Genomic DNA, 25493 nt, shown 5'->3' on the forward strand with positions numbered 1-25493 from the left:
GGCCGGGACGCTCGGGTAACGATGGCGGTATGACCGAGATGCCGCAGTCCGGCGACAAGGCGCCCGACTTCACCCTGCCCACCGCGCCGGGCGAGACCGTCAGCCTCAGCTCGCTGCGTGGCCGCCCGGTCGTGCTCGCCTTCTATCCGGCCGACTTCAGCCCGGTGTGCAGCGACCAGATGGCGCTTTACCAGGCGGTCAAGTCGGAGTTCGACCGCTACGACGCCCAGCTGTTCGGCATCTCCGTCGACGGCGTCTGGTGCCACCAGGCCTTCGCCGGCAGCCGCCGGCTGCGGTTCCCGCTGCTGTCCGACTTCGAGCCGAAAGGCGAGGTGTCCCGCGCGTACGGCTCCTACGACGAGAAGACCGGCGAGTCGCGGCGCACCCTGTTCGTCATCGACCCGTCCGGCACGGTGTTCTGGAGTTTCGAGTCACCGGACGGCGTCAACCCCGGCGCGGACGGCATCCTGGCCGCGCTGGAAGCCCTCGGAGGTGCTTCGTGACCACACCGTTCGACATCCAGACCGGGCGGCTGACCATCCCGGTCGGCGCCGGCGACCACATCCGCGGCGTCGAGTCGGCGCCGGTGACCCTGGTCGAGTACGGCGACTACCAGTGCCCGTACTGCGGGGCGGCGTACCCGATCGTCGAGGAGCTGCTGCGGGAGCGCGCCGACGTCGTCCGGCTCGTGTTCCGGAACTTCCCGCTCAGCGACATCCACCCATATGCCGAACCCGCCGCCGAGTTCGCCGAGTCCGCTCCGGCCGACCGCTTCTGGGACGCGCACGACTGGCTGTTCACGCATCAGGACAAGCTCGATCCGCCGCACCTGGCGGCGGCCGCCGCCGAGCTGGACCCGTCCGGAGGCATGGTCAAAGCGATGGTCGGGCGCGTGTTCGCCGACCGGATCCGGCACGACTTCCTCGGCGGCGTACGCAGCGGCGTCAACGGCACGCCGACGTTCTTCCTCAACGGAGTACGCCACGACGGCGGGTATCAGCTGCCCGACCTGATCCGCGCGGTCGACGCCGCCCGCCCGCTCTGACGCGAGGCGCCGCCGGCGAAGACCTCGGCCAGGTCCTCGCCGGCGGCCTCCCAGTCACCCTCGGTGACCTACCGGCTGGGCACGTCCCGTTCCTCGATCACGTGGTCGATGAGGCCGTACTTCTGGGCGGCCACAGCGGTGAACACGCGGTCATGGTCGGTGTCGGCTCGCAAAGTCTCAGCGCTCTGCCCCGTATGCCGCGCCAGAACCTCCTCGATGTCGGCCCGGACCCGGACCACCTCGTCGGCCTGGAGGATCAGATCGGGGATCGCGCCGCGGCCCTGCGCGGCGGGTTGATGCAGGACGATGCGGGCATGCGGCAACGCCGCGCGCTTGCCGGACGTGCCCGCTGCGAGCAACACCGCGCCGACGGCGACCGCCTGCCCGACACAGATCGTCGCGATCTGCGGCCTGATGTAGCGCATCGTGTCGTAGACGGCCAGCATCGCGCTGGGATCCCCGCCCTCGCAGTTGATGTAGAGCTGGATCTCGCGCTCAGGATTGTCCGCCTCCAGGTGCAGCAGCTGCGCGACGAGCGCGTTCGCGACTCCGGCGTCGAGCGCCGTGCCGAGGTAGACGACCCGCTCGGTCAGCAGGTGCGAGTAGACGTCCATGATGCGATCCCCGCGCGGATGCTGAGCGATGACGTTCGGGATCATGTAGCTGCTCATCGGGACGTCGCCTCCTCAGCCGCGCGGAGGCCGACGTAGCGGCGGCGGCCCCGCGGCGCGATGTCGTCGAACTCCGCGACGATCTCGTCGATGAACCCGTACTCGAGGGCCTCCTGAGCGGTGTACCAGCGGTCGTGCAGGGAATCCTCGAAGACGCGCTCGACGGGCTGGCCGGTGTCCTCGGCGATCAGCCGCAGCACCGTGTCGCGGGTATGGCGCAGGTCGTTGGCCTGCAACTCGACGTCGACCGCGGTGCCGGCGATGCCCGCCGAGCCTTGGTGCATGAGCACCCGGGCGTGCGGCATCGCCCGCCGCTTGCCGCGGGTCCCGGCCGAGAGCAGGAACTGGCCGGCGCTGTATGCGATGCCCAGCGCCAACGTCGACACGGCGCACGGGAGCACCCGCATGACGTCGCGGATCGCCAGCATGGACGGCACCGACCCGCCCGGCGAATGAATCCACAGGGCGATGTCGGTGGACGGATCATCCATCGCCAGCGTGATCAGCTGTGTCGTCAGGAGGGTGCCGTTGTCGTCGTCGAGCGTGCCGTCCAGGACGAGGACGCGCTGCTCGTACAGCTCACGCCGGACGCGCTCGGTGAACATCGGGGGTCTTTGCTCGCTCATCCGTCCACCCTGCCCGCCGAACACGGCCGGACGGGGTGTCGTCTGCCGTCGGCAGATCTGCTCACAGCAGCGGAAACCACGTTCGGCTGTGGGCGGAAGAACCACTCCTGGGGGCACCGCCCGCTTTACCATGAGGCGTGGCTCAGACCCCCTGGACAGACGACACCCTGACCGGCAGCGACACTCGAGCTGACCATGAGACTCGGTCCGACGGTGAGACTCGATCCGACCGTGAGCAAGGGCTGATGACGGCGCCCCGCCCGGCCGGCCACCCTGATCGCGAGCCGCTGTGGCGCCACGTCCTCGGCGAGCACCTGCGATCGCTTCGCCAGGAGCGCGGGGAGACGCTCGTCGAGACGGCGGCCCGGGCGGGAGTGTCGCCTCAATATCTCTCCGAGATGGAGCGCGGCACCAAGGAACCGTCCAGCGAGATGATCGCCGCGGTCACCGGAGCGCTGGATGTCACTCTCGTCGATGTCGCGGCGGCGATCGCGGAGAACCTCCGGAACCTGCGGCCGAGCGTGTTCACCGGTCCCACCTGCCGGGCGGCGTACGCGCTGGCCGCCTGACGGCGAGGTCGTCAGCGCAGGACCGAGTCGACGATCACGCGTACCGCCTCTGGCGTCGGCGGCCCGGCGGTGCGGTCGGCGAACTGCAGATGAGCGGTGCCGATCAGCATCGCGCCAAGAGTTTGCGGGTCGGCGGCCGGATCCACCCGCCCCAGTCGCTGTTCGGCCGCCAGATACTCGCCGAGCATGATCGCGCCCTCGGTCAGCACCGGCACCCCGGCCGGCCAGGTACGCCGCAGCCGTACCCGCAGCTGCGACCGGAAGGTGACCAGCGGGACGATCGCCAGGGCGACCGAGCTGAGCAACGCCGTCAACGCCTCGGTGACGTTGTCGGCGACGGTTCCGACGCCGACCGCGTCGGTGAGCGCGGGCGGTGTCTGCCCGACGCGGTCGAGGACGAACTCGGCGAGGAACTCGTCGAAGTCGGCGAAGTGCTTGTGCAGTACGCCTTTGGCCACCCCGGCCTCGTCGGTCACCGCCCGGCTCGTCAGCGCGCTCGGCCCGTCGCGGAGCAGGATGCGCTCGGCCGCGTCGAACAGCTGCTGGCGTACGTCGCGCAGGGCTACGCCGGTCGGCACAGGTGACTCCCATTGCAGAGTGGGCAAGCGCCCACTAGTGTGGGCACATGCCCATTCTAGAGCCTCACCAAGATCGCAGGACGGCGGAGTCGTTCGGCGTCGACGCAGACCGCTATGACCGCACCCGGCCGGCCTACCCGGCCGACCTGATCGGGCGGATCGTCGAGCTGAGCCCCGGCCGGGAGATCCTTGACGTCGGCTGCGGCACCGGCATCGCCGCCCGGCAGTTCCAGGCCGCGGGCTGCGCGGTCCTCGGCGTCGAGCCCGATCCGCGCATGGCGGCGTACGCCCAGACCACCGGCGTCCAGGCCGAGGTGGCGACCTTCGAGGACTGGGACGCCCGCGGGCGGCGGTTCGACGCCGTAGTCGCCGGAACAGCGTGGCACTGGATCGACCCCGTCGCCGGCGCGGCCAAGGCCGCCGACGTGCTGCGGCCGGAGGGCGTGCTCGCCCCGTTCGGCCACGCCTTCGAGCCGCCCGCCGAGATCGCGGCCGCGAGCGCGGACGTCCTCCGCCGCGTTTTCCCGCAGGCGCCGGTGCCACCCGCCGGGATCTCCATCCTCGACGGTTACCAGGGGATGTACGTCAAGTTCGCGGCGGCGGCGCAGGAGACCGGGCGGTTCGCCGACCCCCAGCCCTTCCGGTTCGACTGGCAACGTGCGTACGCCCGCGACCAGTGGCTGGCGCAGCTGCCGACCTCCGGCGGCCTCACCCGGCTCGCGCCGGACCAGCTGGCCGAAGTGCTCGCCGCCGTCGGCGCGGCGATCGACCAGCTCGGCGGCACTTTCACGATGCGCTACGCCACCGTCGGCTTCACCGCCGTCCGCCGTTAGCCGATCCCGCTCAGCACGCGCGCCAACCCGTAGCGGAACAGCCGGTCCGGCCGGTCCTCGGCATGCGGGGTCTCCGCGTCGAGCATGATGCGGCTGAGCTGCGGATACCGTCCACTGCCGATGACGGCGTCCCCGTATGGCTCGCGAGATCGAGGACGTCGCAGCCCTCGCCGAAGCGACGGGAGCGAGCCGGGTCTTCGGCCTCAGCTCCGGCGGCTTGATCGCCCTGTACGCCGCCCGCACCCTGCCGCAGCTCCACCGTGTGGCCGCTTACGAACCGCCCCTGTCCATCGGCGGCTCAGTGCCGATCGCGTGGCTGGACCGTTTCGATCGAGAGATCGCCGTCGGCGAACGGGGTAGGGCGCTGGTCACCGCGCTCAAGTCGATGGGCGTCGAGCCGCTGTTCAACCGGGTGCCCCGGCCGGTGCTCGACCTGGTGATGCCGCTGACGGTCCGGCTGCAGCGCGACGCCCCGGCAGGCGACGTGACGATCGAGGCGCTCACCCCGACCATGCACTTCGACATGGCACTCGTCCGCGAAACCGCCGACACAGCGGACGAGCTCGCCCATCTCGACGCCCAGGTCCTGCTGCTCGGCGGCAGCCGCAGCCCCGCCTACCTCGGCACCGCCCTCGACGCGCTCACCAGCGCCATCCCCGGCGCGCAGCGCCGGACGCTGCCCGGCCTCGGCCACTCCGGCCCCGAAGACGACGGCCGTCCGGAGCTCGTGGCCGAGGTGCTCCGCGACTTCTTCCGCTGATCCGTCTCGGTTAGTGCGTCTCGGCTCGGAAATTGTGCCCGAGCCGCTCGCCCAGCCCGAAGTAGTGCCGGAAGTTATAGATGAGCGGACTCCACCGGCGGGGATCGACGTGATCGGTGCCGGGCACGACGATCTCCGGGTCGGCGTGCACGGCCACGACGCTCGCCTGCGCGATGAGGAAATCGTCGGCGGCGTTGTGGCTCACCGCCTCGACGTGCGCCTCCAGCTGCAGCGGGCACTCCGCGACGCGCGGTGGGCGTACCTTCACCGACGGCACCGGCGTCAGCCCGGCCGCGCCGAACTTGTCGCGTTCATGCCGATAGGCCGCCCGCTTGTGGTCCGGCACCGGCCACGCGCCGGTCAGGTCCGCGAGGCGCTCCACGGCGGCCCACTGCCGTGGTCCCGGCACGCTGATCACGACTTCCGGCCGCTTCGCCAAGTTGTACGCCGTATGCCCGGCCGGTCCGAGCCCCAGCACGAGGGTGTGCCCGAGCGCCCAAGCCGACGAGTTCGGGGCGAGATTGGCGCTGCCGTCGTCGTTCTCGGTGGACAGCAGCACGACCGGGGTGCCGAAATAGAGGATCTTCGGGGCGATGATCATGTCGCCGACGCTAATCCCGGTACGCTTCGGCGCCGGCCGAACCGTGACTGCGGCATCATTGCCTGATGACCACGCCTGACCTGGCCGGATTCGCCGCCCTGCTGGCCGACCGCACACGCGCCGGCTTCTGCCTGGCGCTGCTGGACGGCCGGGCGTGGACCGTCTCCGAACTCGCCCGCCACAGCGGCGTGGCCGCGTCGACCGCCACCGAACACGTCCACCGCCTCGTCGCCGGAGGCATCGCCGTCGAACACCGCCAAGGACGGCACCGCTACGTCCGCATCCGCGACGAGGAGACCGCCGCCCTGATCGAAGCCATGGCGCAGGCGGCCCCGAAGATCCGCGTACCGGTCCGGGGACTGGCCGACGACCGGCGCGGCAAAGCACTGGCCTACGCACGCACCTGCTACGACCACCTCGCCGGCGCGCTCGGCGTCACCCTCGCCCGGGCCATGACCGAGCACGGCTTCGTCACCTGGACCGACGGCCCCGCGCTGACCAAGCCGGGCGCTGCCTGGCTCACCGACCTCGGCGTGGTCCTGCCCGCCCCGTCCCGCCGGCCGCCGTTGCGCGGCTGCCTGGACTGGACCGAACGCGTCGAACATCTCGGCGGCGCCATCGGCGCGGCACTGTGCGCGTATGCCAAAGCCGACGGCTGGGTCACCCCGATCGGCACCGGACGCGCGCTCGCCGTCACCGAGCGAGGTCGCGCCGTCCTCGGTCCCTGGGGCGCCATCCCCTGAGGTCCCGATTTCGCCACCGGACTAGATCCGCATCCCGGTACGTGTCGGAGTCCGGGCTGCCCGCGACACATTTCGGGCTGGCGATCACGGTCCGTCGCGTGTGGACAGTTCGGAGGTCAGCGGCCGTCTACGCGGCGGCCGGCTTCGCCGAAGACCCAGTCGCTGGTCTGCGCGATGAACTCGGTGGGGAAGCCGACGGAGAAGTCGGCGGCTTCGGTCAGACGGCGTACCACTTCGTCCGGGAGAGTGAGGTCCAGCGCGCCGAGATTGTCGGCGAGCTGGGTGACGGACCGCGCGCCCACGATCGGGTGGACGGTCTGCGAGCGGGCGCGGACCCAAGCCAGGGCGACCTGCGACGGCGTGGCGCCCAATTCGTCGGCGGCCTGCTGGACCGCGCGGGCGACCGTGTGATCGCGCTCGGACAGGTTCGCCGCGGTGAGGCGGCTGGTGGCTTCGGCGGTCCCGTCGGTGTACTTGCCGGACAGGATGCCGCCCGCGAGCGGACTCCACGCCGCGACGGACATTCCGGTGGCCTCGGCCATCGGCAGCAGTTCCCGTTCGATGTCGCGGTTGAGCAGGCTGTAGGGGACCTGCAACCCGGCGAACGCCGTCCAGCCGTGCCATTGAGCCAGCACGTTCGCGCGAGCGACCACCCAGGCCGGCGCGTCGGAGATGCCGATGTACAGCACCTTTCCGGCCCGGATGACGTCGTCGAGCGCGCGCATGGTCTCCTCGACCGGGGTGTGGCGATCCCAGAGGTGCACCCAGTAGACGTCGACGTAGTCGGTGCGCAGCCGCTGCAGGCTGGTCTCCAGGGAGCGGACCAGGTTCTTGCGGTGGTTGCCGGCGGCGTTGGGGTCGCGGCCGTTGCGGGAGACGGTGTACTTGGTCGCCAGCACGAAATCGTCGCGGCGGCCCTCGAGCAGTTCGCCGAGGAACTCCTCGCTCGCGCCGCCCCGGTAGTTGACCGCGGTGTCGACGACGTTGCCGCCGGCCTCGGCGTAATGGTCGAGGATGCGGCGGCACTCGTCCAAGGGTGCGCCGACCCCGCCCTGCTCGCCGAAGGTCATCGCGCCGAGGAAGACTTCCGAGACGCGGAGGCCGGTGTTGCCGAACAGGCGATAGCGCATGATCATCAGCGTACCGTGTGGCGGTCTCCCGCTGCGAGCGTGACCCGTTCCCGGCGTCCACTTGCGACAACGTCCACAGTGGTGGGAACGGTCGCGATCAGGCGGGCGCCGGCGAGCCTACCATCGGCCCAGGTCAGCTCCTCGATCGTCACACCGCCCCGGGCGCGCAGACCGGTGACACGGCCCGACGGCCACGCCGACGGCAACGCGGGCAGCAGCTCGACCACCGGTACGCCGTCCGCCAGCCCGTGGCTCTGCACGAGCAGCTCGGCGATGGCGGCGGTGACGCCGAAGTTGCCGTCGATCTGGAACGGGGGATGAGCGCAGAGCAGCGCCGGATAGACCCCGCCACCCTGGAACTGTCCGTCCGACCGGACCGGGGTGAGGTATTCGCCGATCAGGCGGTGGGCGGCGTCGCCGTCGCGCAGCCGGGCCCAGAGCCCGATCTTCCAGGCGATGGACCAGCCCGTTCCGGCGTCCCGCCGCAGTTCCAGCGACCGCCGCGCGGCGGCTTCGAGCGCGGGATCCCCGGTGGACGCACGGCCCGGGTAGAAGCCGACAAGGTGCGAGACGTGCCGGTGGTGCGGCTCGACCTCGGTACGCTCGGCCGACCACTCCAGCAGCTGACCTCGACCGCCGATCCGCACCGGGGAGAGCCGGGGGAGTGCCTGCCGGGCCTCCTCGATCGCGGCCTGGTCCCCGGGTTCGACCGTTCCGAGCGCGGCCTCGGCCTCGATCAGGAACTCGAAGAGTTCCCGGGCCAGCACGAGGTCCATGACCGTGCCTTCCTCCACACTGGCCGCACCGTCGGGCGTCACGAACTGGTTCTCCGGACTGGTCGACGGCGACGTGATCAGGTGGCCGTCGGCGTTCTCGACGAGCAGATCAAGGACGAAGCGGGCGGCGTCGGCCGCGATCGGCAGCGCCTGCCGCAGGAAGTCCAGGTCACGCCCGAACCGCCAGTGCTCGGCCAGATGCGTGACCAGCCACGCCCCGGCCATCGGCCACTGCGCCCACATCGGATCGCCCTGACCGAGCCCCACCGGGACGGTGATCCGCCACAGGTCGGTGTTGTGGTGGCACGTCCAGCCGCGGGCGGCGTAGATCCCACGGGCGGTCGCCCGGCCGGACTCCGCCAGTTCACCGATCATCCGCAGCAGCGGCTCGTGGCACTCGGCCAGCGCCGTCGTCTCGGCCGGCCAGTAGTTCATCTCGGCGTTGACGTTCACCGTGTACTCGCAGTTCCACGGCGGCACGACATGCGGGTTCCAGACGCCCTGCAGGTTCGCCGGCTGCGTACCGGGGCGGGAGGAGGCGGCCAGCAGATATCGGCCGAACGCGAAGGCCAGGACCGGCAGCTGCTCGTCGGTCTCCCCGGCGGCCCGGCGCTCCAGCCGTTCATCGGTCGGCCACCCGGATCGGTCGTCCTCGGTGTCCACGGTCAGCGTGACCCGGTCCATCAGCGCCCGATGCTCGGCGACGTGCGCTGCCTTGACGGCGGCCCAGCCCGCCTGGCGAGCCCGATCGACATCGGCCCGAGCCGCCTGCTCGTAACCGTGTTTGGCCGGCGGCCGATCCCAGCCGTCGAAGCTCGTCCGGATCGCGACATAGACGGTCGCCGACCGGGCATGCCGGATGCTGACCGTGTCCACAGTGGTCTGGACTTCGCCGCCGTCCGAGTCCAGCTGGAAGACGGCGTACGCCCACATCGAGTCGTCGTCGGCGGCCACTTCGCCGTCCCGGCGGGGCCACGGGATCACATGCCGGGGTGCGGACACCGTCAGCGAAAGGCCGTCGCCGTCCGGCCGGATCTCGGCTCTCTGCTGCGGCGTCGTCCAGCGCAGGTCGGCGTTCACACCGTCGTCCCCGTGGCTTTCCAGCCGGATCACGACGACCTGGTGGCCGGCGCTGGCGAGCACCTCCTGGCGGAACCCGCCGCGGTCGACGATCGAGACGCCGTCGCGCAGGTCGAGGCTCCGCCGGTAGGTCCCGCCGCCCTCCGGGCTCACCAGGGTCATCTCCAGATCCCCGACCGGCTGGTACGCCTCCGCGTCCGCGCCCTGCGTCCGCCGGAGCAGGTCGCCCGCCGCGACGAATGCGCCCTCCCGGACGAGGCGGCGTACCTCGTCGAGCAGGCCCGCAGGCACCTCGGGAACGGTCGTGTCGCCCGGGCCGGACCAGAAGGTGTCCTCGTTGAGGCTGATCCGTTCGACGGGGAAACCGCCGTGCACCATCGCACCCAGGCGGCCGTTGCCCACCGGCGTCGCCTCTTCCCAGGCGGCGGCGGGACGCGCGAAGATCAATTCCGGCACGGTCGCCAGGATAGGCTTTGTTTGGCGTCCAACCAAATGTGGTCAGCCGCCAAGGCGTCAGGTTGTCAGGTCGGCGGGGACGGCCACATCCGCTGAGTGGTAAAGCTCCCGGACCTGCTCGGTGTCGGCCCCGGCGCACACTTCCGCGACGCGATCGATCAACTGGTCGTAGTCGGGGCCGGTCGCGCCTCGATAGGAGGCCTCCATGCGACCCCACTCGTCCCAGGGCAGAGTCTCGATCTGCATCAACGCCGCGAGGTCGCGGATGGCGTTGCCGCGGATCTCGGCCGGTCCCCATGCGTCGTCGGTGTGGTTGACGCCGAACGTGGCCGGATCGGCGTCGCCCCTCCGCACGAGCTGCCAGGCCTCGCCGCCGGTCAGGAACTCGCCCGGCGCGAGGTCATCGGGGCGCGGCACAGCGGAGCCGTCGAGGATCTCCGGATCGATCCGGACCCACCGGCCGCCGGACGAGTCGTCACCAGACCAGTATTCGACGACCCAGTGGTCGACGTGCCGGCCCGGCCGGAAATAGGACGCGAATCCGCATCGAGCCCGCGCCGGGATGCGGTGCGCCTGCAGCAGAGCCACCGAGACCGTCGCGAAGTGGCGGCACGTGCCGACCACCCGTTGCCGAGGCTCGCGGTGCTTGGTCAGCGGCGCGGGATCGATCGCGAGCAGCTCGTCGAGGATACGGGTCACCGGCCGGATCGCCTGCGCGCCCAGACGGATCTCCGGCAGACCCAGTGAACCGGTCTCGGCCGGGTGGACGATCAGCCCGGCGACGGCGCGGCAGACCGCGACGGGGTCGCCGGGCACCTCGGCGGCCAGCTGCCGCTGATCCGGCGTGAGCGCGGTGAAGACGCCGGGAGTTGAGTAGTCGATCGGCATGGACGCCACGCTATGCGCCGGGTACGACATCCGCGCCTCCACCGAGGAAGGGCACTACCTCGCAGATCCGCCTTCGACGGTGCGGCGGATGTCGGCGATCCCGTACTCCATGCGCGTACGCACCTCGGCCGCCCGCTCGGCGGGCAGCACCCGGGCGGTCCACACGAGACGGCTGCGCCCTTCCGCGGCGGGGAAGACCTGGAACTCGGCCTCATGGTGATCCAGCGGCGGCCGGGCACCCTCGACGACGGCGTACGCCAAACGACGGGAGGAGTCGTCGACCGCCCGGATGATTTCGCGGATCACGTGACCGTCGGGAAAGGTCAGGAACCGCTGGCCGCCGTCGATCCGCGTACCGGTGACCCGGTCCGGCAGCAGCCGGGTGTGGACCGCGCCGACGTCGCGAATGACGTCCCAGACCCGCTCGGGGCGTACGCCGATGTCGGTCTCCACCTCGATCGCCGGTGCGACCGACTCCAGCAGCGCTGACGCCCTGGCGCGGTCGGCTTCGACCACGTCGTCGAGTTCCGGAGGAGCGGATACGGCCAGACACATGGCGAGCGCCGTCGCGGCTTCGGCGTGGCGCCCCTGGTGGAGCAGCAGATCGCCGAGGGCACACCAGGCGGTGACCTGCGTGACCGCGTCGCCCGCCGTCGCCGCCGTGCGCAGCTCCGCCTCGCCCCGGACGGCATCGCCTGCGTCCAGCAGGCGCAAAGCATTCGTCAGGCGGAGGCCGGCCAGCATTCAGGTAGCTTAGCGACCCATCCTTCGCCGTCCCGACACTGCTACTCGATGGGCGGAACAGTCGGGTTTCCGCCACCCGGGCAAGCCGTCCGCGGCCACACTGCTCGGGTGATGCGTAGAGGAGTCGCGACGATCGCCGTCGTGGGACTGCTGCTGTCCGGGTGCGGCGGGCCGCCGGCCGGGTCTGTCGCACCCGGACAGACCGATGCGAGTTCCCCGTCCGCGGACGAGACGGTGGGTCTGTCGTCCACCACCGCGCCGACAGCGGCCTCCTCGAAGACTCCGACGAAGAGCCCGAGCCCGGTCGTCCCGCCGAACGGACGCAAGATCAAGGTGATGGTGCTGGGCGACTCGATCTCCGCCGGAGCCAAGGACGAGGTGATGAACGGCTACCGGCTCGACCTGCTGAAGAAGCTGCCGGCGTACGCAATCGACTATGTCGGCTCCGACGAGCGGGGCGACAGCCGCCTGGCCGACAAGGACATGCAGGCCGAGGGCGGCGCCTGCATCCACGCGACGCCCTGCAACAGCACCAGCATGTACGAGCAGACGGCGGGGTGGGTCTCCGCCGCGCAGCCGGATGTCGTGATCATGCAGGGCGGCGGCAACGACTACTGCTGCGGGCGTGGCGACCAGCCCGACGCGGTGGTGATCCAGGCGATGACCGATTGGATCAACCTCGTCTTTCAGACCAAGCCCGGCGTGTACATCGTGGTCATCGGGATGACGGACTACCACGACGGCTACAAGAACTGGATCCCTACGTACGTCAAGAGCCAGGCTCAGGCGGGCAAGCGCATCGCGTACGTGTCGTTCGACGGGATCTCCACCTACGACACCGTCCACCCGAACGTCGCCGGATACCAGCAGCTCGCGGGCCGGATCGCGGCTGTGGTGAAGCCGATCCTCGACAAGATCCTCCGGTGACCGTGGGAGCACGGTCGCTGGGCGTACCCTTCGACAATGGCTGACCAACGACCGCCGCGCCTCGTCACCGGCGAACGGGAGAACCTCGTCCAGCTGCTCCAGTTCCAGCGGGAGTCGCTCGTCCGCAAGGTGACGGGAGTCGCCGAGGAGGCGGCACGGCAGTCCCCGGTCGGCAGCGGCACCTCGCTGCTGTGGCTCGTCAAGCACCTCACCGAGACCGAGTACTCCTGGTTCCGGCGGCGCTTCGCCGGCGAACAGGTCGAGCTTCCGTCGGCGGAGGTGCTGCCCGATGACACCATCGGGGCCGTGGTGGCGGCGTATCAGCAGGCCTGGGTGGACGTCGCGCCGATCCTCGCGACCGGCGACCTGGACGCCGAATGCCGTGAACCCGGTTCGCAGCCGCCGATGAACCTGCGCTGGGTCATCGCGCACATGCTGGAGGAGACGGCCCGGCACGCCGGTCACGCCGACATCATCCGCGAGCTGATCGACGGCTCGACCGGCCGCTGATCCGGCCGGTCGGGACGGAAATCCGTTGCCCGACGCGGTGAATCACGCCGCCGGGCGGGTGCAGATCAGCAACAACCGCGGACGCGTGAACGGCTGGACCAGCCACGCCCGCGTCTTCGGCATCTGCACCTCCGTCGACGGCGTGGCGCGGCCCCGGATCGCCACGAAGGTCAGGTCCGGGGCCGAACCGGTTTAACCGAGCGGCACCCACGTGCCGTGCGGGGCCGTCCGCAGCAGCGCCGACAGGCCGGCGTCGTCGAAGGCCCGCTCGATCTCGGCGAGCCCTTCGGAGAAGTGCGCCCAGCCGTCGTAGTGCGCGGGCACGACGACGTCCGCGCCCAGCACCGCGGCCGCGGCCGCGGCCCGCTCGCCGTCGAGGGTCAACGCGCGTCCGTTGAACCGCCGTTGTACGCGGGCCGCCCCGACGTTGAGCACCGCGACGTCGATGTGCGGTACGCGTTGAGCGATCTCGGCGACCGTGCGAATCGAGGCGTTGTCCCCGCTGACGTAGACCGTGGGCAGCCCCGGTCCGGTGAGGACGAACCCGACGACCTCGCAGTTGACGTTGCCGTCGGCGTCCCGGTCGCCGTCCTCGGGCCCGTGCACGGCCGGCACGACTTGCACGGCCAGCTCGCCGCCGTCCGGGCGGGTCACCGTGTGGCTGTCCCAGGGGCGTACGCCGATCGCGGGCGAGCCGAGCCGTCCGGCGGTGACCGGGCCGGCGATCACGAGCGGCGACCCGAGCGCGTACGCCCGGCCACGGTCGTCGAGGTTGTCGGGGTGCAGGTCATGACTGACGAGGACGAGGTCGGCCGGGCCGACGACGTCCTCGGCGGCGGCCGGCCCCGCGAGTTTGGTGAGGTATCCGTGCGGTCCCGCGTCGTCGAACGTCGGGTCGGCGACGATACGCAGTCCGCCGAGGTCGATGACGGCGGTCGGCCCGCCGAGGACGGCGATGGCCCCGTCCTGACGGGTCAGGCTGATCTTGGCATCCACGACCGAACTCTAACCGTCGCGACGGCTCGGCAGCCTGTGGTGGAAGCGAAGATCACGGTCGCAAACCAAGCGACGAAGTCGACCAGGTCGTCACAAGGCTGTCGTCGCGGCGTCGTCGTCCTTACGAAGTCTCGGTCAGCCGCCGGCGAAGCTCGCCTTCGAATCCCTCGTACGCGGGCACGACGTCTTCCAGATCCAACTGCGGCGGCAGATCGTCGGGGCGTTGGCGGGTCAGCAGATAGTCGATCGTCGCCTCGACCACGCGTACGGCGGGGACGCCGTCCGGTGCGATGCGCGCGACGGCGTCGGCGGACGCCCGGACCAAGATCTCGACGGAGTCGTCTTCGAACGGGATCCGCACGAGGTGTTGTTCGCCGTCGAGTTCCTCGATCATCACCTTGATCATCTCCTTGGTGCGTGGCCACGATCGCCTATGGATCATGCTATGCCTGCGCTTCCGGGCAGGTGATCGCACATTCGCCCGGCCCGGCCTGTTTGCTGCGAAGGTGCGAGGGTACGCGTCGCCAGATCCAGCGGCTGGGCTCACCATCTAGGCCCTCACCAGCGAAAACAAGGCTTCCATCGGTGCGTCCAGCCGTACATGAGATGGGAGGACATCGATGAAACCGACAGTGGCGATTCCCCTCGCCGTCGGCGTCGGCTACGTGCTGGGACGAACCCACAAGCTGAAGCTCGCCATCCTGCTGGGTGCGGCGGCGGCTGCGGGAAAGTTCGCCGGGCCGGCCAACGAGATGATGCAGCGCGGGGCGCGTTCGTTGACCTCGTCGACTGACTTGAAGCAGCTCACCGAACCGGGCCAACGGCTCATGGAGGCGGCCAAGGGCGCCGCGATGACCGCGCTCACCAGCCGGCTCAACCAACTCAGCGGACGCCTCACCGAAGGCATGCCGAGTATCGGCGCCAAAGGGGGCGAAGAGTCGGACGAGCGGGAATCCGAGGAACAGGAGCCGGAGGAGCGGCGCGAACGCTCGCAGTCCGGTGAATCCCGGCGCGGCCGGCCGGCCGGCCGCCGGCGTGAAGAGCCGGAGCCCGAGGAGGAGACCGACGAGTACGACGAGGGCGACGAGGGCGACGAGGGCGACGAGGGCGACGAGGGCGACGAAGACGAGGACTACGAGGAGCCGGAGGAACAGCCTCGTGAGCAGTCGCGCGGCCGGCAGCCGGTACGCCGCAATCGGCCCGAACCGGCCGGGCGGCGGGGAAGGTAGCCCGAGATGACCGCGCACACCGGTGAACGTCCCACAGGCGTCCTCGGCAAAGCCGTCGAGAGCGTGATCAGCGCCGTGGGCAAGCGGGCCGTCTCCTCCGTCAGCGACCGCATGGGGTCGGCGACCGAGCGTCTGGCCGACTACACCAAGGGGGCGGCGGGAGACGTCAAGGAGGCCGTCCTCGACAACAGCGGACCGGCGGGCAAGGCCCTGGGCCTCGTCGACAAGGTCAAACAGAAGCTCGGCGGTGGTGGCGGCGGTCGCGGCAAGCTCAAGGTCACCAACATCGTGGAGAGCATCGACGTCGCGGTGCCGCTCAGTGTCGCGTACAACCAGTGGACGCAGTTCACCGACTTCCCGAGCTTCATGAAGAAGGTCGAGGCGGTGGAACAGGGCGACGAGCCGCAGAAGCTGTCGTGGAAGGCCCAGATCCTCTGGTCGCATCGCAGCTGGGAATCCGACATCGTCGACCAGGTTCCCGACGAGCGGATCGTGTGGCGGTCGCAGGGGGAGAAGGGTTACCCCGACGGCGCGGTGACCTTCCACGAACTCGGCCCGAACCTCACCCGGATCGTCCTCGTCCTCGAATACCACCCACAGGGGTTCTTCGAGTACACCGGCAATCTCTGGCGGGCGCAGGGCCGCCGGGCGCGGCTGGAACTCAAGCACTTCGCCCGGCACGTCATGACCGACACGCTGCTCCATCCGCAGGACGTCACCGGCTGGCGCGGTGAGATCCACGACGGTGAGGTGACCGCCGAACCAGGCGAAGCCGAAGCCGAGGACGACCAGGTCGGCGAGCCGGACGACGGCATGGAGCCCGGCGACGAGGTCGAGCCGGAGCGGGAACGTCCAGCGGACGAGGAATCCCGGGCGCGCCGTCGGCCGTCCAGCGACCGGCGCGCGGACGAGCGTCCGCGTGGACGAGGACGCTCGCGCGATGAACGTGGCGCCCGGACCAGAACGGAGGCGCGATCATGACCATCTCGACCGACGGCGGTGGTGGTGGTGGCTCGGGCTCGTCCCTGGCCGACGTCGTCGACACCGTTCTCGACAAGGGGCTGGTGATCGACGCGTACATCGGCGCGTCGGTCGCCGGCATCGAGCTGCTGACCATCAACGCGCGGGTGGTCGTCGCCAGCGTCGACACCTATCTGCGGTTCGCCGAGCGAGCCGATCGGCTTCAGCTGGACTCCGGCGGGGCCGGTCTGCCCGAGGTGGTCCAGTCGGCGACCTCCGGCCACGCGAAGGGCAAGGCGGCCAACAGCGCACTGGGCGCGGCCAGCTCGGCACTCGACCAGCTGGCCGACTCGCTCGGCTCCCGGCAACGACAGTAGGGGACGGACATGTCTGATCGCGACACCGGCCAGGGAAGCGTCTGCTACGTGTACGGCGTCGTGCCGGCCGACGTCGACATCGACGAGGAGGTGCGGGGCGTCGCGGCCCCGCCAGCTCGCGTACAGGTGATCCGGCGGGGCCGGGTCGCGGGGCTGGTCAGCGAGATAGACCGCGACCGGCCGCTGGGCCGGCCCGACGACCTCGTCGCGCACAAGCAGGTCCTCGACATGGTCGCGGCGGTGGCCCCGGTGCTGCCGATGCGCTTCGGCGCCGTCGCGCCCAGCGCCGAGGTCGTCGCCGACGAGCTGCTCGACGCGCACCAGGACGAGTTGGCCGCCGACCTCGACGACATCGAGGGGTACGCCGAATACGTCCTGCACGGCCGCTACGACTCGGAGGCATTGCTGGCCGCGGTATTGCAGGAGAACCCGGCGGCCGCCCGGCTGCGGGACGCCCTCCACGGCGTACCGGAGGAGCAGAGCCGGGACGCGCGGATCCGGCTCGGCGAGTTCATCGGTCAGGCGGTGGAGGCGAAGCGGAAGGCGGACACCGAAACGGTGATGCGGGAGCTGCAGCCGCTCGCCCGCGAAATGAGCGTTCGCGACCCGACGCACGAGGACGACGCGATCTATCTCGCCGTCCTGGCCGAGACCGGACGCTCCGGCGACCTCGAACAGTACGCCGAGGACTTGGCACACCGCTGGGACGGCTGGATCACGCCGCAGCTGCTCGGCCCGATGGCGGCGTACGACTTCGTCGCCGCACCGGAGGCGTGACATGGACCTGTTCGCGGCCATCGCCACGTTGCCGCTGGCACCGGTACGCGGCCTGCTGGCGGTGGCCAAGGTCATCCAGGGTGAGGTAGACCGGCAGCTCTACGACCCGGGGAACGCCCGGCGGCAGATCGAGCAGCTGGAATCCGCCGAGCAGAGCGGAGACCTGTCCGACGCCGACCGCGAACAGGCCGAGCGGGAGATCGTCGGGCGGCTGGTCGCCCAGCCGTCCGACACCACCTCGGACAACGGTGAGGAGGAGCAAGGATGAGAACCCATCACGACACCGACGTCTCCGGGCGGCGCCGCAACGGAGCGGACCAGGACCTGACGACCGCCGAGGCGGCGCAGGCCGGGCTGCGGCACGTCGCGGACCTCACCGGCAACGAAACCGTGGGCATCGTCTCGGTGGAGCCGTCCGACCAGGGTTGGCTGATCGGCGTCGAGACCGTCGAGGAACGGCGCGTCCCGTCCTCGACCGACGTCTTGGCGTTGTACACGGCGGAGATCGACCTCGATGGCGAACTGCTGTCCTACCGGCGCGTCCGCCGGTACTCACGGGGTCACGGCGACGACGGGGTCTCCTCATGACCGAATCCACCACAGGCATGGCACAACCGCTGGGCGCCCCGGCGACCGGCCAGCAGTCGGCCAATCTCGGCGACATCCTGGAGCGCGTCCTGGACAAGGGACTCGTGATCGTCGGGGACATCAAGGTCAACCTGCTCGACATCGAGCTGCTGACCGTCAAGCTCCGGCTGCTCGTCGCGTCCGTGGAGACCGCCCGTCAGCTCGGCATCGACTGGTGGCAGCACGATCCGTGGCTCACCTCCGGTGCACAGCCGGCCGTCGGCGGCCCGACGAGTACGCCGGTCACCGGTCCCCGGCGGGAGGCTATCGCGAACGGCGACCACTTCGCGGAGCAGCGGTTCTCGGACGATCGACTATCGGAGGAGCAGAACGATGAGTAACCGAACCGGCCTCTGGCTCTACGCGGTCACCCGTCCGTCCGACGACCTGGACGGGCTGGCGATCACCGGGATGAGAGGTCAACCCGTGTGCCTGCGGGATGTGGGGGACCTCGTCGCCATCGCGACCGTGCTGGACCTCGACGCCGCACCGGCCGCCGACCTCGGAACCGCGCTGAACGACCTGCCGACGCTCGAGCCCATCGCGCGTGCCCACCATGCGGTCATCACCGTCGTCGCCCGGATGGGCGCCACCCTGCCGGCCCGGCTGGCCACCGTCTTCGCCGACCACGACAGCCTCGACGCCCTGCTGGCCGAGCGGCGATACCAGCTGCACGCCGCCCTCGACCACGTCGCTGGGCGTACCGAATGGGGGATCAAGGTCTACCCGCGAGCCATGGCGGCGGATGCCGCCGACTCGGCCGACGACGGCTCGGCGACCGGCGCGGGCGCCCGATATCTGCAGCGGCGCCGGGCCGAGCTGGACGCCGGTCGCCGGGCCGCCGCGCGGACCGCCGCGACCGCGCAGACCATCTATCGCGTGCTGGCCCGGCACAGCCAGCAAGCCCAGCAGAACCTGGTCGGCCGGGTGCCGCGGGCCGAGGTCCCGGTGCTCAACGGCGCCTTCCTCGTCGACGATCGCGATGTCGGCGTCTTCCTCGGCGCGGTCGACGGCCTGCGCCACAGCAATCCCGAGGTACGCGTGGACATCACGGGTCCGTGGCCGGCGTACTCGTTCGCCGAGCTGAACCTCGAGCAGACCGATCTGCATCTTGACCAGGCCGAGCTGAACCCGGAACCGGCCGAGCTGAGCCTCGAACGAACCGAGCCGAGCCGGGCAGCCGCAGCGGGATTAGGGGCGGACCGTGCAGCCCTATGACGACCCGGTCGATCAATCGGTCGTCCTCCCGCCCGCGCAGACGTCCCTGGTCGACATCCTGGACCGCGTCCTGGCCGCCGGCGTCGTCATCACCGGAGACGTGACGATCTCCATCGCCGAGGTCGACCTGATCCACCTCTCGCTGAACGCCCTGCTCGCCTCCGCGGCCGGCGTCGAGGATCCGCGATGACGGCCACCGGTCCGCCGAGCAGCCGCCGGATCGAACTCGACCGCGACTCCGCCGAACGCGGCTTCGCTGCCCTGGTGCTCACCATCGTCGAGCTGATCCGCCAGCTCATGGAACGGCAGGCGTTGCGCCGCATCGACCACGGCGACCTCACCGACGACCAGATCGAGCAGATCGGCGCCACGCTGCTGGCCCTCGACGAGCAGATGACCGTGCTGTGCGAGCATTTCGGGCTGCGGCCGGAGGACTTGAACCTGGATCTGGGCCCCCTGGGCACACTGCTGCCGCCGGAACACCCGCGTTCCTCCTAACGAGCAGCGGTCCAAACGCGCGCCGGGCCGGATTTCCCCTCCCGGTGGGGCACACAATGGTCGGATGGCTGACCAGGAACCCGGCCCACCGACCATGGTGGTCGTCAAGCTGCACGGTGCGCTGGATTTGCAGACCAAAGACGCGGCACTGGCGCAGCTGCTCGACGCCGTCCGGGGCCGGCACCACGTCGAAGTGGACATGAGTGAGGTCACCTTCGTCGACTCGACCGCGATCTCGATGTTGGTGCGCGTACGCGACCTCGCGGCGGCCGACGGTCTACGGCTGCGGGTGAGCCACCCGGCGCCGCTGGTGCTGCGAGTCCTGCGCGTCACGGGCGTACACGATCTGCTGACCGGCCGGTGACATCGGACGAGGGTGTGGAATAGGGTCGCGCCCATGACGGGGATCGAGGAAGTTCCGCGCGGCGTACGCCTCGCGACGCTGACACTGTGGCTGACCGCTCCGGTCGGACTGCTGCTGGTACTGGTCGGGCTCCTGGAGATGTACTGGTGGGGCACCGACGACGCGGCCCGGCTGGCCGAGGTCTTCCGGCAGGTCCACGAGGAGTTCGGGCTGCTGACCCCGGCGCTGATCCGCGACCGGCGGGGAGCCGCCGAGCTGATCGTCCTCGGCGTGGTCTGCCTCGCCGGCGCGGCGCTGGCGTTGTTCGTCCGCCGGGGCTCGGCCATCGCCCGTACCTCGGCGCTGGTCCTCAACGTGGTGACCCTGCTTTACGGATTGTTCGGCATCGGCGCGGACCTGAGCGCGCCGCTGCGGTTGGGCGAGTACCTCGACCAGCTGCGTACGCTGGCCTCCGGTGCCCGGATCCCGGAGATCCAGGCGCTCGTATATCCCGCCTGGTACGCCTGGCTCGAAGACGTAGCACAGGGACTGCAGGTGCTGGCCGCGCTGGCCGTGCTCGTGACGCTCGGCTACGCGATGATCTGGCACCCGCATTTCTTCCGCAACCGCAAAGCGGATGCCGCCGCCGGCGACCAGTGGGGCGACGCCCTGCGGCGTATCCGCCAGGAACGGGCGCAATCCAAAGCCGACGCGTAGGTTGGGCCGGTGACCGAAGAGATCGTCGACAGCCCGGTCGGCTGGGTGGCCAAGCACATCAATTCCTATGTAGACAGCGATGGCGGCCGGGGACACGAGTACTACGGCGTCAACGCCTTGCTCCTGACGACACGCGGGCGCAAGTCCGGCAAGCTTCGCCGCACCGCGCTGTACTACGCAACGCGTGGCGACGACGTCGTGCTGATCGCGTCCAACGGCGGATCCGTGGGGCATCCCCTGTGGTATCGCAACCTCACCGCCGACCCGAACGTCACGCTGCAGGTCAAGGACGACGTGTACGCGGCGGTGGCGCGTACCGCCGAAGGCGCAGAACGGGCCGAACTCTGGGACCTGATGGTCGGCGTCTTCCCGAAGTACGCCGAATACCAGGCGAAGGTCGAGCGCGAGATCCCCGTCGTCGTCCTGACGCGTACGGCGGGCTGACCGGGGGCCGCCGGGGAATCCGGCGGTCCCCGGCTCATCTCACCCCGTAACGGCCTGCTCGAGCAGCGTACGGTGGCGGATCATCCAATCCGCGGCACGCGCCCGCCAGGCGAGCGACCACAGCGGACCGGGGTCGGCCGACTCCGGCGTGATCCCGGCCCGGGCCGCCTCCGCGGCGCAATCCCGGATGGCGATCTCGATCATCCGGGTGACGAGGCGGGCGCGGTCGTTCCTCGGCAGCTCGTAGCCGTCGAGGAAGGCCCGCACCTGCCGCGCCCGGGTGTCCGGGTCGGGCAGCGCGTGCCGGGCGGCCACGTCGTCGTCGTGCAACTGCGCATGCCACCAGGCGGTGGCCGCGACCTCGTCGAGCCGGTCGACCGGACCGGCCAGGGTCCAGTCGATGAACGCGACCGGCTCGCCGTTCCGGGCGACGACGTGCCACGGCCCGGCGTCGCAATGCCCGATCACCGAGTCCGGCCCGGAACGGTGCATCCACCACGGTTGCCACTGCGCATCTGGCGGCGGCTCGAAGGTGGAGCCGGCCGTGTGCAGGTCGTGCAGCATCCGTCCGACGCGGTGCACGGCGTCCTCCGACGGCCACGCGTGCGGATGGACGATGTCGCCCTCGATCCAGGTCAGCACTTCTTCAGCACCGCCCGGCCCGGCGGCTGGAGCGCCGTCCGGCTCGGCGAAGCCGTCGCCGAGCACGCGGGGACTGCCGGTGAACCCGGCCTTCTCGAGATGGCGCAGCAGGGCATGGATCGTCGGCGTCCACGGGCCGGCGGCCCGGCGGGACGTGTCGCCGAGACGGCGGGTGTGACTGGGTCCGCCTTCGGCCGCGGGCAGCGGCTCGAAGGACGATGTGGAATCCACGGATTTCTCCTCAAGGTCAGCTTGGCGTGCGAAAACGCGGCACCTCGAACGGGTGCCGATCGAAACGCCGCCACGACGCGGGGAGAAGCGAGGTCAGCTCTCCGGCGTCGCGACGGTGGTGGCAACCAGGCTGATGACCATGCATGTCATGGCAGGCCTCCCATCGTCGGACTGACTGGAGCACAGGTTAGCGGCCGTCGATCTGCCGCGCGACCGATTTCACCGGCGGTGGTAGCGCGGCCCGTCCGGGTTGTTCATCTCGCCGCGGTAGACGCCGTCGCGGATCTCGGAGGTGTACTCCGCCAGCTCAGGCATGCCCAGCTCGGCGGCGACGGCGAGTTCCGCCTCGACGTCGTACGGGACCCGCACGAACTGGATCGAGAAGGGCGCCTCCTCGGCCGAGCCGTAGACGCCTTCGAGGATGACGTAGACCGGGGTGGGGTCGTCCATGGAGTTGCCGACGCTGCCCGTGTTGAACACGGTGCGCCGCTGCCGGTCCACCTCGTAGTACGGGTCGTGGGTGTCGCCGTATCCGACGACGTCGGGCACCGGCCCGTCACCGGTGGCCGGAGTGTTGGCGAACAACTCCAGGAACTCGGCCTCGGTGTGGTCGAAGCGTACGCGCCGGTGCACGCTGGTCGAGGAGGCGTGGAACAACCGCACCCGGCGGCCGCTGAGCAGGAAGTCGAAGCTGAACGGCAGCTTCCGCAGCCAGTCGCCCTGCCCCTCGGACAGCTGCGCCAGCCACCACCGGAACGCCTCGCTGTCGTACTCCCGGTCGGGGTCGGGCAGCGCGTCGTCCCAGTTGCCGAGCAGGTTGACCTCGCACACCTCCCGGCAGCGGTCGATCACCTCCCGCCCGCGCGGGCCCTTGCCGACGTAGTCGCCGAGGTTGAAGATCCGCTCGATGTCCCGGTCCCGGATGTCGGCCAGGACAGCCTCCAGTGCGGTGAGGTTGCCGTGGACGTCAGAGATCAGGGCGATTCGGTCGAGGACTCGGCGCATGCCTCATCCTGGCATGGCCCGTCACTCGCCCGGACGCCCCACCGAGTCCCGCAGCACGGCCAGGACGTCGCCCCACATCTGCTCCGAATGCCGGACCTCCTCCTCGCTTCCGGCGTTCGTCTGGGTGATCGTCACGGCGGTCTCGTCGCCGACCGGCACGAGGTCGAAGGTCACGACGTGGTAGTTGTCCGGCTCGTCCGGCAGCCCGGACAGCGGGCTGAAGTGGGTGAACCGGAGGTACTGGCCGGGTTCGGCGTCCAGGATCTCGCCGTGGTCGTGGAACTCGCGGCCCTGCCAGTCGCCGTCGAACCGGATCGGCGACCCGGGCTCCCAGTCGGTCGTCACGTCGGCCCCGAAGAAGGCCTGGCTGACAGTCGCCGGATCGGTGAGCGCGTCCCACACGGCGGTGGGATCGGCGGGAATGCTGACACTGCTGGTCGCGATGAGCTTGCTGGTCACGGGCGGACCTCCCTTCGCCGTCAAGCTCAGTTCCCCGCCAGGCGCGCGGCAAACACCGGGCACAACCGTCGATGGCGGGGCAGACTGGTACGCATGCCGAGCGTGGCGCGGAAGCTCATCGCGGCCCACCTGGTGTCCGGCGAACCCACCCCGGGCACGGAGATCGGGCTGCGCATCGATCAGACCCTCACCCAGGACGCCACCGGCACGATGGTGATGCTGGAACTGGAGGCTCTCGGGCTCGACCGGGTACGCACCGAGGTGTCCGCCCAATACGTCGACCACAACCTCGTCCAGGCCGACGAACTCAACATGGCCGACCATCTGTTCCTGCGCTCGGCCTGCCGCAGGTTCGGCATCTGGTACTCCGGTCCCGGCAACGGCGTCTCCCACCCCACGCACATGCAGCGATTCGGCGTACCCGGGAAGACGCTGATCGGCTCGGATTCGCACACCTGCGCGGCCGGGTGCCTCGGCATGCTGGCGATCGGGGTCGGCGGCCTGGAGGTGGCCCTCGCCATGGCCGGGCAGCCGCTGTTCGTCCGGATGCCCCAGGTCTGGGGCGTACGCCTCACCGGCGAGCTGGCGCCCTGGGTGAGCGCGAAGGACGTGATCCTGGAGATGCTGCGCCGGCACGGAGTCGGCGGCGGAGTAAACAAGATCATCGAGTACCACGGACCGGGCCTGGCGACGCTGACCGCGATGGATCGGCACGTCATCGCCAACATGGGCGCCGAGCTGGGCGCGACCGCGACCGTGTTCCCGGCCGACGACCAGGTCGCGGCGTTCCTGCGCGGCCAGGGCCGGGAAGCGGACTTCGTCGAACTGCTCGCCGACCCCGACGCCGACTACGACCTCACCGACGAGATCGATCTGTCGACTGTGGAGCCACTCATCGCCGCACCCCAATCGCCGGGCAACGTGACCCCGGTACGCGAAGTCGCCGGCGAGCCGGTGCACCAGGTGGTCGTCGGCTCCTCGGCGAACCCGGGCCTGCGGGACGCCGCCGTCGTCGCCGCGATCCTCGCCGGGCGGCGTACGCACCCGCAGGTGTCGCTCGACGTCAACCCGGCGAGCCGGCAAACCCTCGCCGAACTCACCACGATGGGCGCCACGCTCGACCTCATCCGCGCCGGGGCGCGCCTGCACCAGACCGGCTGCCTCGGCTGCATCGGCATGGGCCAGGCGCCCGCCATCGGGCGCAACAGCCTGCGTACCTTCCCGCGTAACTTCCCGGGCCGCTCCGGCACCCACGATGACCGGGTCTGGCTGTGCTCGCCGGAGACCGCGGCCGCGGCCGCGCTGACCGGCCGCATCACCGATCCCCGGGAGCTGCCGTCCCTGCTGGGCATCGACCATCCGCGGCTGCGCCTGCCCGCGCCCATGCCGGGCATCGCGACGATCGAACCGCCCCTGCCGGCGGCGCAGGCGGCCGACGTCGAGCTGGACAAGGCCCCGAGCATCGGCAGCCTGCCGGACCTCGACCCGCTGCCGGACCGCCTCGAGCTGCCGATCGCCCTCAAACTCGGCGACGACGTCTCCACCGACGAGATCATGCCCGCCGGAGCGCGAGCCCTGCCGCACCGCAGCAACATCGCGCGCCTCGCGGAGTTCGTCTTCGACCAGGTCGAGCAGGGGTACGCCGCCCGGGCGCGAACGCTGGGCCCGCATGCCGTGGCCGCCGGGGACAACTACGGGCAGGGCTCCTCGCGAGAGCACGCCGCCATCGCCCCCCGCTATCTGGGACTGCGCCTGGTCGTCGCCCGCTCCTACGCCCGAATCCATTGGCAGAACCTGGCCAACTTCGGCGTCCTCGCGCTGGAGTTCGCCGACCGCGCCGACTACGAGCGCCTCCAGGCTGGGGACGTGCTGGTGCTGGACGGCGTCCGGGCCGCCCTCGCCGCCGGAGCCGACCTGACGGCGTCCACTGCGGACGGTCAGACCCTACGGCTGCGGCATCGCCTGTCGGAGCGCCAAGTCGCGATGGTGCTCGCCGGCGGACAGATTCCGCTGCTGCGCGAAGCGGGCTGAGC

35 protein-coding genes and 1 pseudogene are annotated in these 25493 nt (G+C 70.6%); 23 read left to right on the forward strand and 13 right to left on the reverse strand.

Going from position 1 to position 25493, the window contains the following annotated elements; translation table 11 throughout:
• The first annotated feature begins 29 nt into the window (after positions 1-29).
• The gene (locus tag AB0H43_RS33585) at positions 30-503 is read left to right on the forward strand and encodes a redoxin domain-containing protein (RefSeq protein WP_360006091.1); all 474 of its coding nucleotides are present in this window, start codon (positions 30-32) and stop codon (positions 501-503) included.
• Entirely contained in the window at positions 500-1045 is a 546-nt protein-coding gene (locus AB0H43_RS33590) for a DsbA family protein (protein WP_360006093.1), read from the forward strand. Before AB0H43_RS33585 ends, AB0H43_RS33590 begins: the two co-directional genes overlap by 4 nt.
• Before the next feature lie 68 nt (positions 1046-1113).
• Here the strand turns inward: AB0H43_RS33590 and AB0H43_RS33595 are convergent, their stop codons facing one another.
• Positions 1114-1716: an ATP-dependent Clp protease proteolytic subunit gene (locus AB0H43_RS33595; RefSeq protein WP_360006095.1), complete on the reverse strand. Its 603-nt coding sequence runs from the start codon at positions 1714-1716 to the stop codon at positions 1114-1116.
• Positions 1713-2342: an ATP-dependent Clp protease proteolytic subunit gene (locus AB0H43_RS33600; protein ID WP_360006097.1), complete on the reverse strand. Its 630-nt coding sequence runs from the start codon at positions 2340-2342 to the stop codon at positions 1713-1715. Before AB0H43_RS33600 ends, AB0H43_RS33595 begins: the two co-directional genes overlap by 4 nt.
• 245 nt (positions 2343-2587) lie before the next feature.
• On the opposite strand from AB0H43_RS33600, the gene AB0H43_RS33605 reads away from it, so the two are divergent.
• On the forward strand, positions 2588-2911 hold the full coding sequence (locus AB0H43_RS33605) for a helix-turn-helix transcriptional regulator (RefSeq protein WP_360006099.1): 324 nt from the start codon (positions 2588-2590) through the stop codon (positions 2909-2911).
• An 11-nt stretch (positions 2912-2922) separates the two neighbouring features.
• On the opposite strand, the gene AB0H43_RS33610 is transcribed toward AB0H43_RS33605, so the two are convergent.
• Positions 2923-3489 carry a TetR/AcrR family transcriptional regulator gene (locus AB0H43_RS33610; RefSeq protein ID WP_360006101.1) on the reverse strand — a complete coding sequence of 189 codons (567 nt, stop codon included), beginning with the start codon at positions 3487-3489 and terminating at the stop codon, positions 2923-2925.
• Between the two features lie 47 nt (positions 3490-3536).
• Here AB0H43_RS33610 and AB0H43_RS33615 point away from each other — a divergent pair, with 47 nt between their 5' ends.
• Positions 3537-4322 carry a class I SAM-dependent methyltransferase gene (locus AB0H43_RS33615; protein WP_360006103.1) on the forward strand — a complete coding sequence of 262 codons (786 nt, stop codon included), beginning with the start codon at positions 3537-3539 and terminating at the stop codon, positions 4320-4322.
• 136 nt (positions 4323-4458) lie between these two features.
• Complete coding sequence (locus tag AB0H43_RS33620) at positions 4459-5082, forward strand: alpha/beta hydrolase (RefSeq protein ID WP_360006105.1); 624 nt, start codon at positions 4459-4461, stop codon at positions 5080-5082.
• Positions 5083-5092: 10 nt separating this feature from the next.
• Here the strand turns inward: AB0H43_RS33620 and AB0H43_RS33625 are convergent, their stop codons facing one another.
• Positions 5093-5683 carry a flavin reductase family protein gene (locus AB0H43_RS33625; protein WP_360006107.1) on the reverse strand — a complete coding sequence of 197 codons (591 nt, stop codon included), beginning with the start codon at positions 5681-5683 and terminating at the stop codon, positions 5093-5095.
• Between the two features lie 65 nt (positions 5684-5748).
• Between AB0H43_RS33625 and AB0H43_RS33630 the strand changes: the two genes are divergently transcribed.
• On the forward strand, positions 5749-6426 hold the full coding sequence (locus AB0H43_RS33630; RefSeq protein WP_360006109.1) for a winged helix-turn-helix domain-containing protein: 678 nt from the start codon (positions 5749-5751) through the stop codon (positions 6424-6426).
• Between the two features lie 116 nt (positions 6427-6542).
• Here AB0H43_RS33630 and AB0H43_RS33635 read toward each other — a convergent pair whose 3' ends face one another.
• The 4 genes from AB0H43_RS33635 to AB0H43_RS33650 are packed head-to-tail and all read right to left on the reverse strand — an operon-like array spanning position 6543 to position 11500.
• Complete coding sequence (locus AB0H43_RS33635) at positions 6543-7556, reverse strand: aldo/keto reductase (RefSeq protein WP_360006111.1); 1014 nt, start codon at positions 7554-7556, stop codon at positions 6543-6545.
• 5 nt (positions 7557-7561) lie between these two features.
• Positions 7562-9868, reverse strand: a complete 2307-nt coding sequence (locus AB0H43_RS33640) for a glycoside hydrolase family 95 protein (protein ID WP_360006113.1) — start codon at positions 9866-9868, stop codon at positions 7562-7564.
• Positions 9869-9925: 57 nt separating this feature from the next.
• On the reverse strand, positions 9926-10756 hold the full coding sequence (locus AB0H43_RS33645; RefSeq protein ID WP_360006115.1) for a transglutaminase-like domain-containing protein: 831 nt from the start codon (positions 10754-10756) through the stop codon (positions 9926-9928).
• Between the two features lie 54 nt (positions 10757-10810).
• Positions 10811-11500, reverse strand: a complete 690-nt coding sequence (locus AB0H43_RS33650; protein ID WP_360006117.1) for an SRPBCC family protein — start codon at positions 11498-11500, stop codon at positions 10811-10813.
• A 111-nt stretch (positions 11501-11611) separates the two neighbouring features.
• On the opposite strand from AB0H43_RS33650, the gene AB0H43_RS33655 reads away from it, so the two are divergent.
• The 3 genes from AB0H43_RS33655 to AB0H43_RS33665 are packed head-to-tail and all read left to right on the forward strand — an operon-like array spanning position 11612 to position 13133.
• On the forward strand, positions 11612-12427 hold the full coding sequence (locus tag AB0H43_RS33655) for a GDSL-type esterase/lipase family protein (protein WP_360006444.1): 816 nt from the start codon (positions 11612-11614) through the stop codon (positions 12425-12427).
• A gap of 36 nt (positions 12428-12463) precedes the next feature.
• Positions 12464-12937 (forward strand): DinB family protein, encoded by a 474-nt coding sequence (locus tag AB0H43_RS33660; RefSeq protein WP_360006119.1) that lies wholly within the window; start codon positions 12464-12466, stop codon positions 12935-12937.
• A gap of 25 nt (positions 12938-12962) precedes the next feature.
• A complete protein-coding gene (locus tag AB0H43_RS33665; protein WP_360006120.1) occupies positions 12963-13133 on the forward strand; it encodes a hypothetical protein in 171 nt (56 codons plus the stop codon).
• Here the strand turns inward: AB0H43_RS33665 and AB0H43_RS33670 are convergent.
• Together AB0H43_RS33670 and AB0H43_RS33675 are read right to left on the reverse strand one after the other, a co-directional pair.
• Positions 13130-13933 carry an MBL fold metallo-hydrolase gene (locus AB0H43_RS33670; protein WP_360006122.1) on the reverse strand — a complete coding sequence of 268 codons (804 nt, stop codon included), beginning with the start codon at positions 13931-13933 and terminating at the stop codon, positions 13130-13132. The two genes, AB0H43_RS33665 and AB0H43_RS33670, sit on opposite strands and share 4 nt — an antisense overlap.
• A gap of 121 nt (positions 13934-14054) precedes the next feature.
• On the reverse strand, positions 14055-14327 hold the full coding sequence (locus AB0H43_RS33675; protein ID WP_360006124.1) for a hypothetical protein: 273 nt from the start codon (positions 14325-14327) through the stop codon (positions 14055-14057).
• 226 nt (positions 14328-14553) lie between these two features.
• Here AB0H43_RS33675 and AB0H43_RS33680 point away from each other — a divergent pair, with 226 nt between their 5' ends.
• The 13 genes and pseudogenes from AB0H43_RS33680 (at position 14554) to AB0H43_RS33740 (ending at position 21123) form a co-directional block, all read left to right on the forward strand.
• The gene (locus tag AB0H43_RS33680; protein ID WP_360006126.1) at positions 14554-15162 is read left to right on the forward strand and encodes a hypothetical protein; all 609 of its coding nucleotides are present in this window, start codon (positions 14554-14556) and stop codon (positions 15160-15162) included.
• Positions 15163-15168: 6 nt separating this feature from the next.
• Complete coding sequence (locus tag AB0H43_RS33685; RefSeq protein ID WP_360006128.1) at positions 15169-16143, forward strand: SRPBCC family protein; 975 nt, start codon at positions 15169-15171, stop codon at positions 16141-16143.
• Positions 16140-16331 (forward strand): annotated as a pseudogene (gene gvpJ, locus AB0H43_RS33690) (gas vesicle protein GvpJ); the annotation flags it as partial. The gene AB0H43_RS33685 and the pseudogene gvpJ, both read left to right, overlap by 4 nt.
• Before the next feature lie 177 nt (positions 16332-16508).
• Entirely contained in the window at positions 16509-17276 is a 768-nt protein-coding gene (locus AB0H43_RS33695; RefSeq protein ID WP_360006130.1) for a GvpL/GvpF family gas vesicle protein, read from the forward strand.
• 1 nt (position 17277) lies between these two features.
• A complete protein-coding gene (locus tag AB0H43_RS33700) occupies positions 17278-17544 on the forward strand; it encodes a gas vesicle protein GvpG (RefSeq protein WP_360006132.1) in 267 nt (88 codons plus the stop codon).
• The gene (gvpO, locus tag AB0H43_RS33705) at positions 17541-17864 is read left to right on the forward strand and encodes a gas vesicle protein GvpO (protein WP_360006134.1); all 324 of its coding nucleotides are present in this window, start codon (positions 17541-17543) and stop codon (positions 17862-17864) included. Before AB0H43_RS33700 ends, gvpO begins: the two co-directional genes overlap by 4 nt.
• The gene (locus AB0H43_RS33710; protein ID WP_360006136.1) at positions 17861-18244 is read left to right on the forward strand and encodes a gas vesicle protein; all 384 of its coding nucleotides are present in this window, start codon (positions 17861-17863) and stop codon (positions 18242-18244) included. Before gvpO ends, AB0H43_RS33710 begins: the two co-directional genes overlap by 4 nt.
• Entirely contained in the window at positions 18237-19121 is an 885-nt protein-coding gene (locus tag AB0H43_RS33715; protein ID WP_360006138.1) for a GvpL/GvpF family gas vesicle protein, read from the forward strand. The genes AB0H43_RS33710 and AB0H43_RS33715 overlap by 8 nt, the downstream gene beginning before the upstream one ends.
• The gene (locus tag AB0H43_RS33720; RefSeq protein WP_360006140.1) at positions 19108-19311 is read left to right on the forward strand and encodes a gas vesicle protein; all 204 of its coding nucleotides are present in this window, start codon (positions 19108-19110) and stop codon (positions 19309-19311) included. Before AB0H43_RS33715 ends, AB0H43_RS33720 begins: the two co-directional genes overlap by 14 nt.
• Positions 19308-19619, forward strand: a complete 312-nt coding sequence (locus AB0H43_RS33725; protein ID WP_360006142.1) for a gas vesicle protein K — start codon at positions 19308-19310, stop codon at positions 19617-19619. Before AB0H43_RS33720 ends, AB0H43_RS33725 begins: the two co-directional genes overlap by 4 nt.
• Before the next feature lie 64 nt (positions 19620-19683).
• On the forward strand, positions 19684-19983 hold the full coding sequence (locus AB0H43_RS33730; RefSeq protein ID WP_360006144.1) for an STAS domain-containing protein: 300 nt from the start codon (positions 19684-19686) through the stop codon (positions 19981-19983).
• Between the two features lie 33 nt (positions 19984-20016).
• Positions 20017-20679: a hypothetical protein gene (locus tag AB0H43_RS33735; protein WP_360006146.1), complete on the forward strand. Its 663-nt coding sequence runs from the start codon at positions 20017-20019 to the stop codon at positions 20677-20679.
• A 9-nt stretch (positions 20680-20688) separates the two neighbouring features.
• Positions 20689-21123: a nitroreductase family deazaflavin-dependent oxidoreductase gene (locus tag AB0H43_RS33740; RefSeq protein ID WP_360006147.1), complete on the forward strand. Its 435-nt coding sequence runs from the start codon at positions 20689-20691 to the stop codon at positions 21121-21123.
• A 39-nt stretch (positions 21124-21162) separates the two neighbouring features.
• On the opposite strand, the gene AB0H43_RS33745 is transcribed toward AB0H43_RS33740, so the two are convergent.
• The 3 genes from AB0H43_RS33745 to AB0H43_RS33755 all read right to left on the reverse strand — a co-directional run bounded on the left by AB0H43_RS33745 (position 21163) and on the right by AB0H43_RS33755 (position 23460).
• Complete coding sequence (locus AB0H43_RS33745; protein WP_360006149.1) at positions 21163-21996, reverse strand: aminoglycoside phosphotransferase family protein; 834 nt, start codon at positions 21994-21996, stop codon at positions 21163-21165.
• 219 nt (positions 21997-22215) lie between these two features.
• Positions 22216-23001, reverse strand: coding sequence for a metallophosphoesterase family protein (locus tag AB0H43_RS33750; RefSeq protein ID WP_360006151.1), 786 nt, complete (start codon positions 22999-23001; stop codon positions 22216-22218).
• 21 nt (positions 23002-23022) lie between these two features.
• The gene (locus AB0H43_RS33755; protein ID WP_360006153.1) at positions 23023-23460 is read right to left on the reverse strand and encodes an SRPBCC family protein; all 438 of its coding nucleotides are present in this window, start codon (positions 23458-23460) and stop codon (positions 23023-23025) included.
• Between the two features lie 93 nt (positions 23461-23553).
• Here AB0H43_RS33755 and AB0H43_RS33760 point away from each other — a divergent pair, with 93 nt between their 5' ends.
• Positions 23554-25491 (forward strand): aconitate hydratase, encoded by a 1938-nt coding sequence (locus tag AB0H43_RS33760; RefSeq protein ID WP_360006155.1) that lies wholly within the window; start codon positions 23554-23556, stop codon positions 25489-25491.
• The last annotated feature ends 2 nt before the right edge of the window (positions 25492-25493 follow it).

This window comes from Hamadaea sp. NPDC050747, from assembly GCF_040654195.1.
Lineage (GTDB): Bacteria > Actinomycetota > Actinomycetes > Mycobacteriales > Micromonosporaceae > Hamadaea.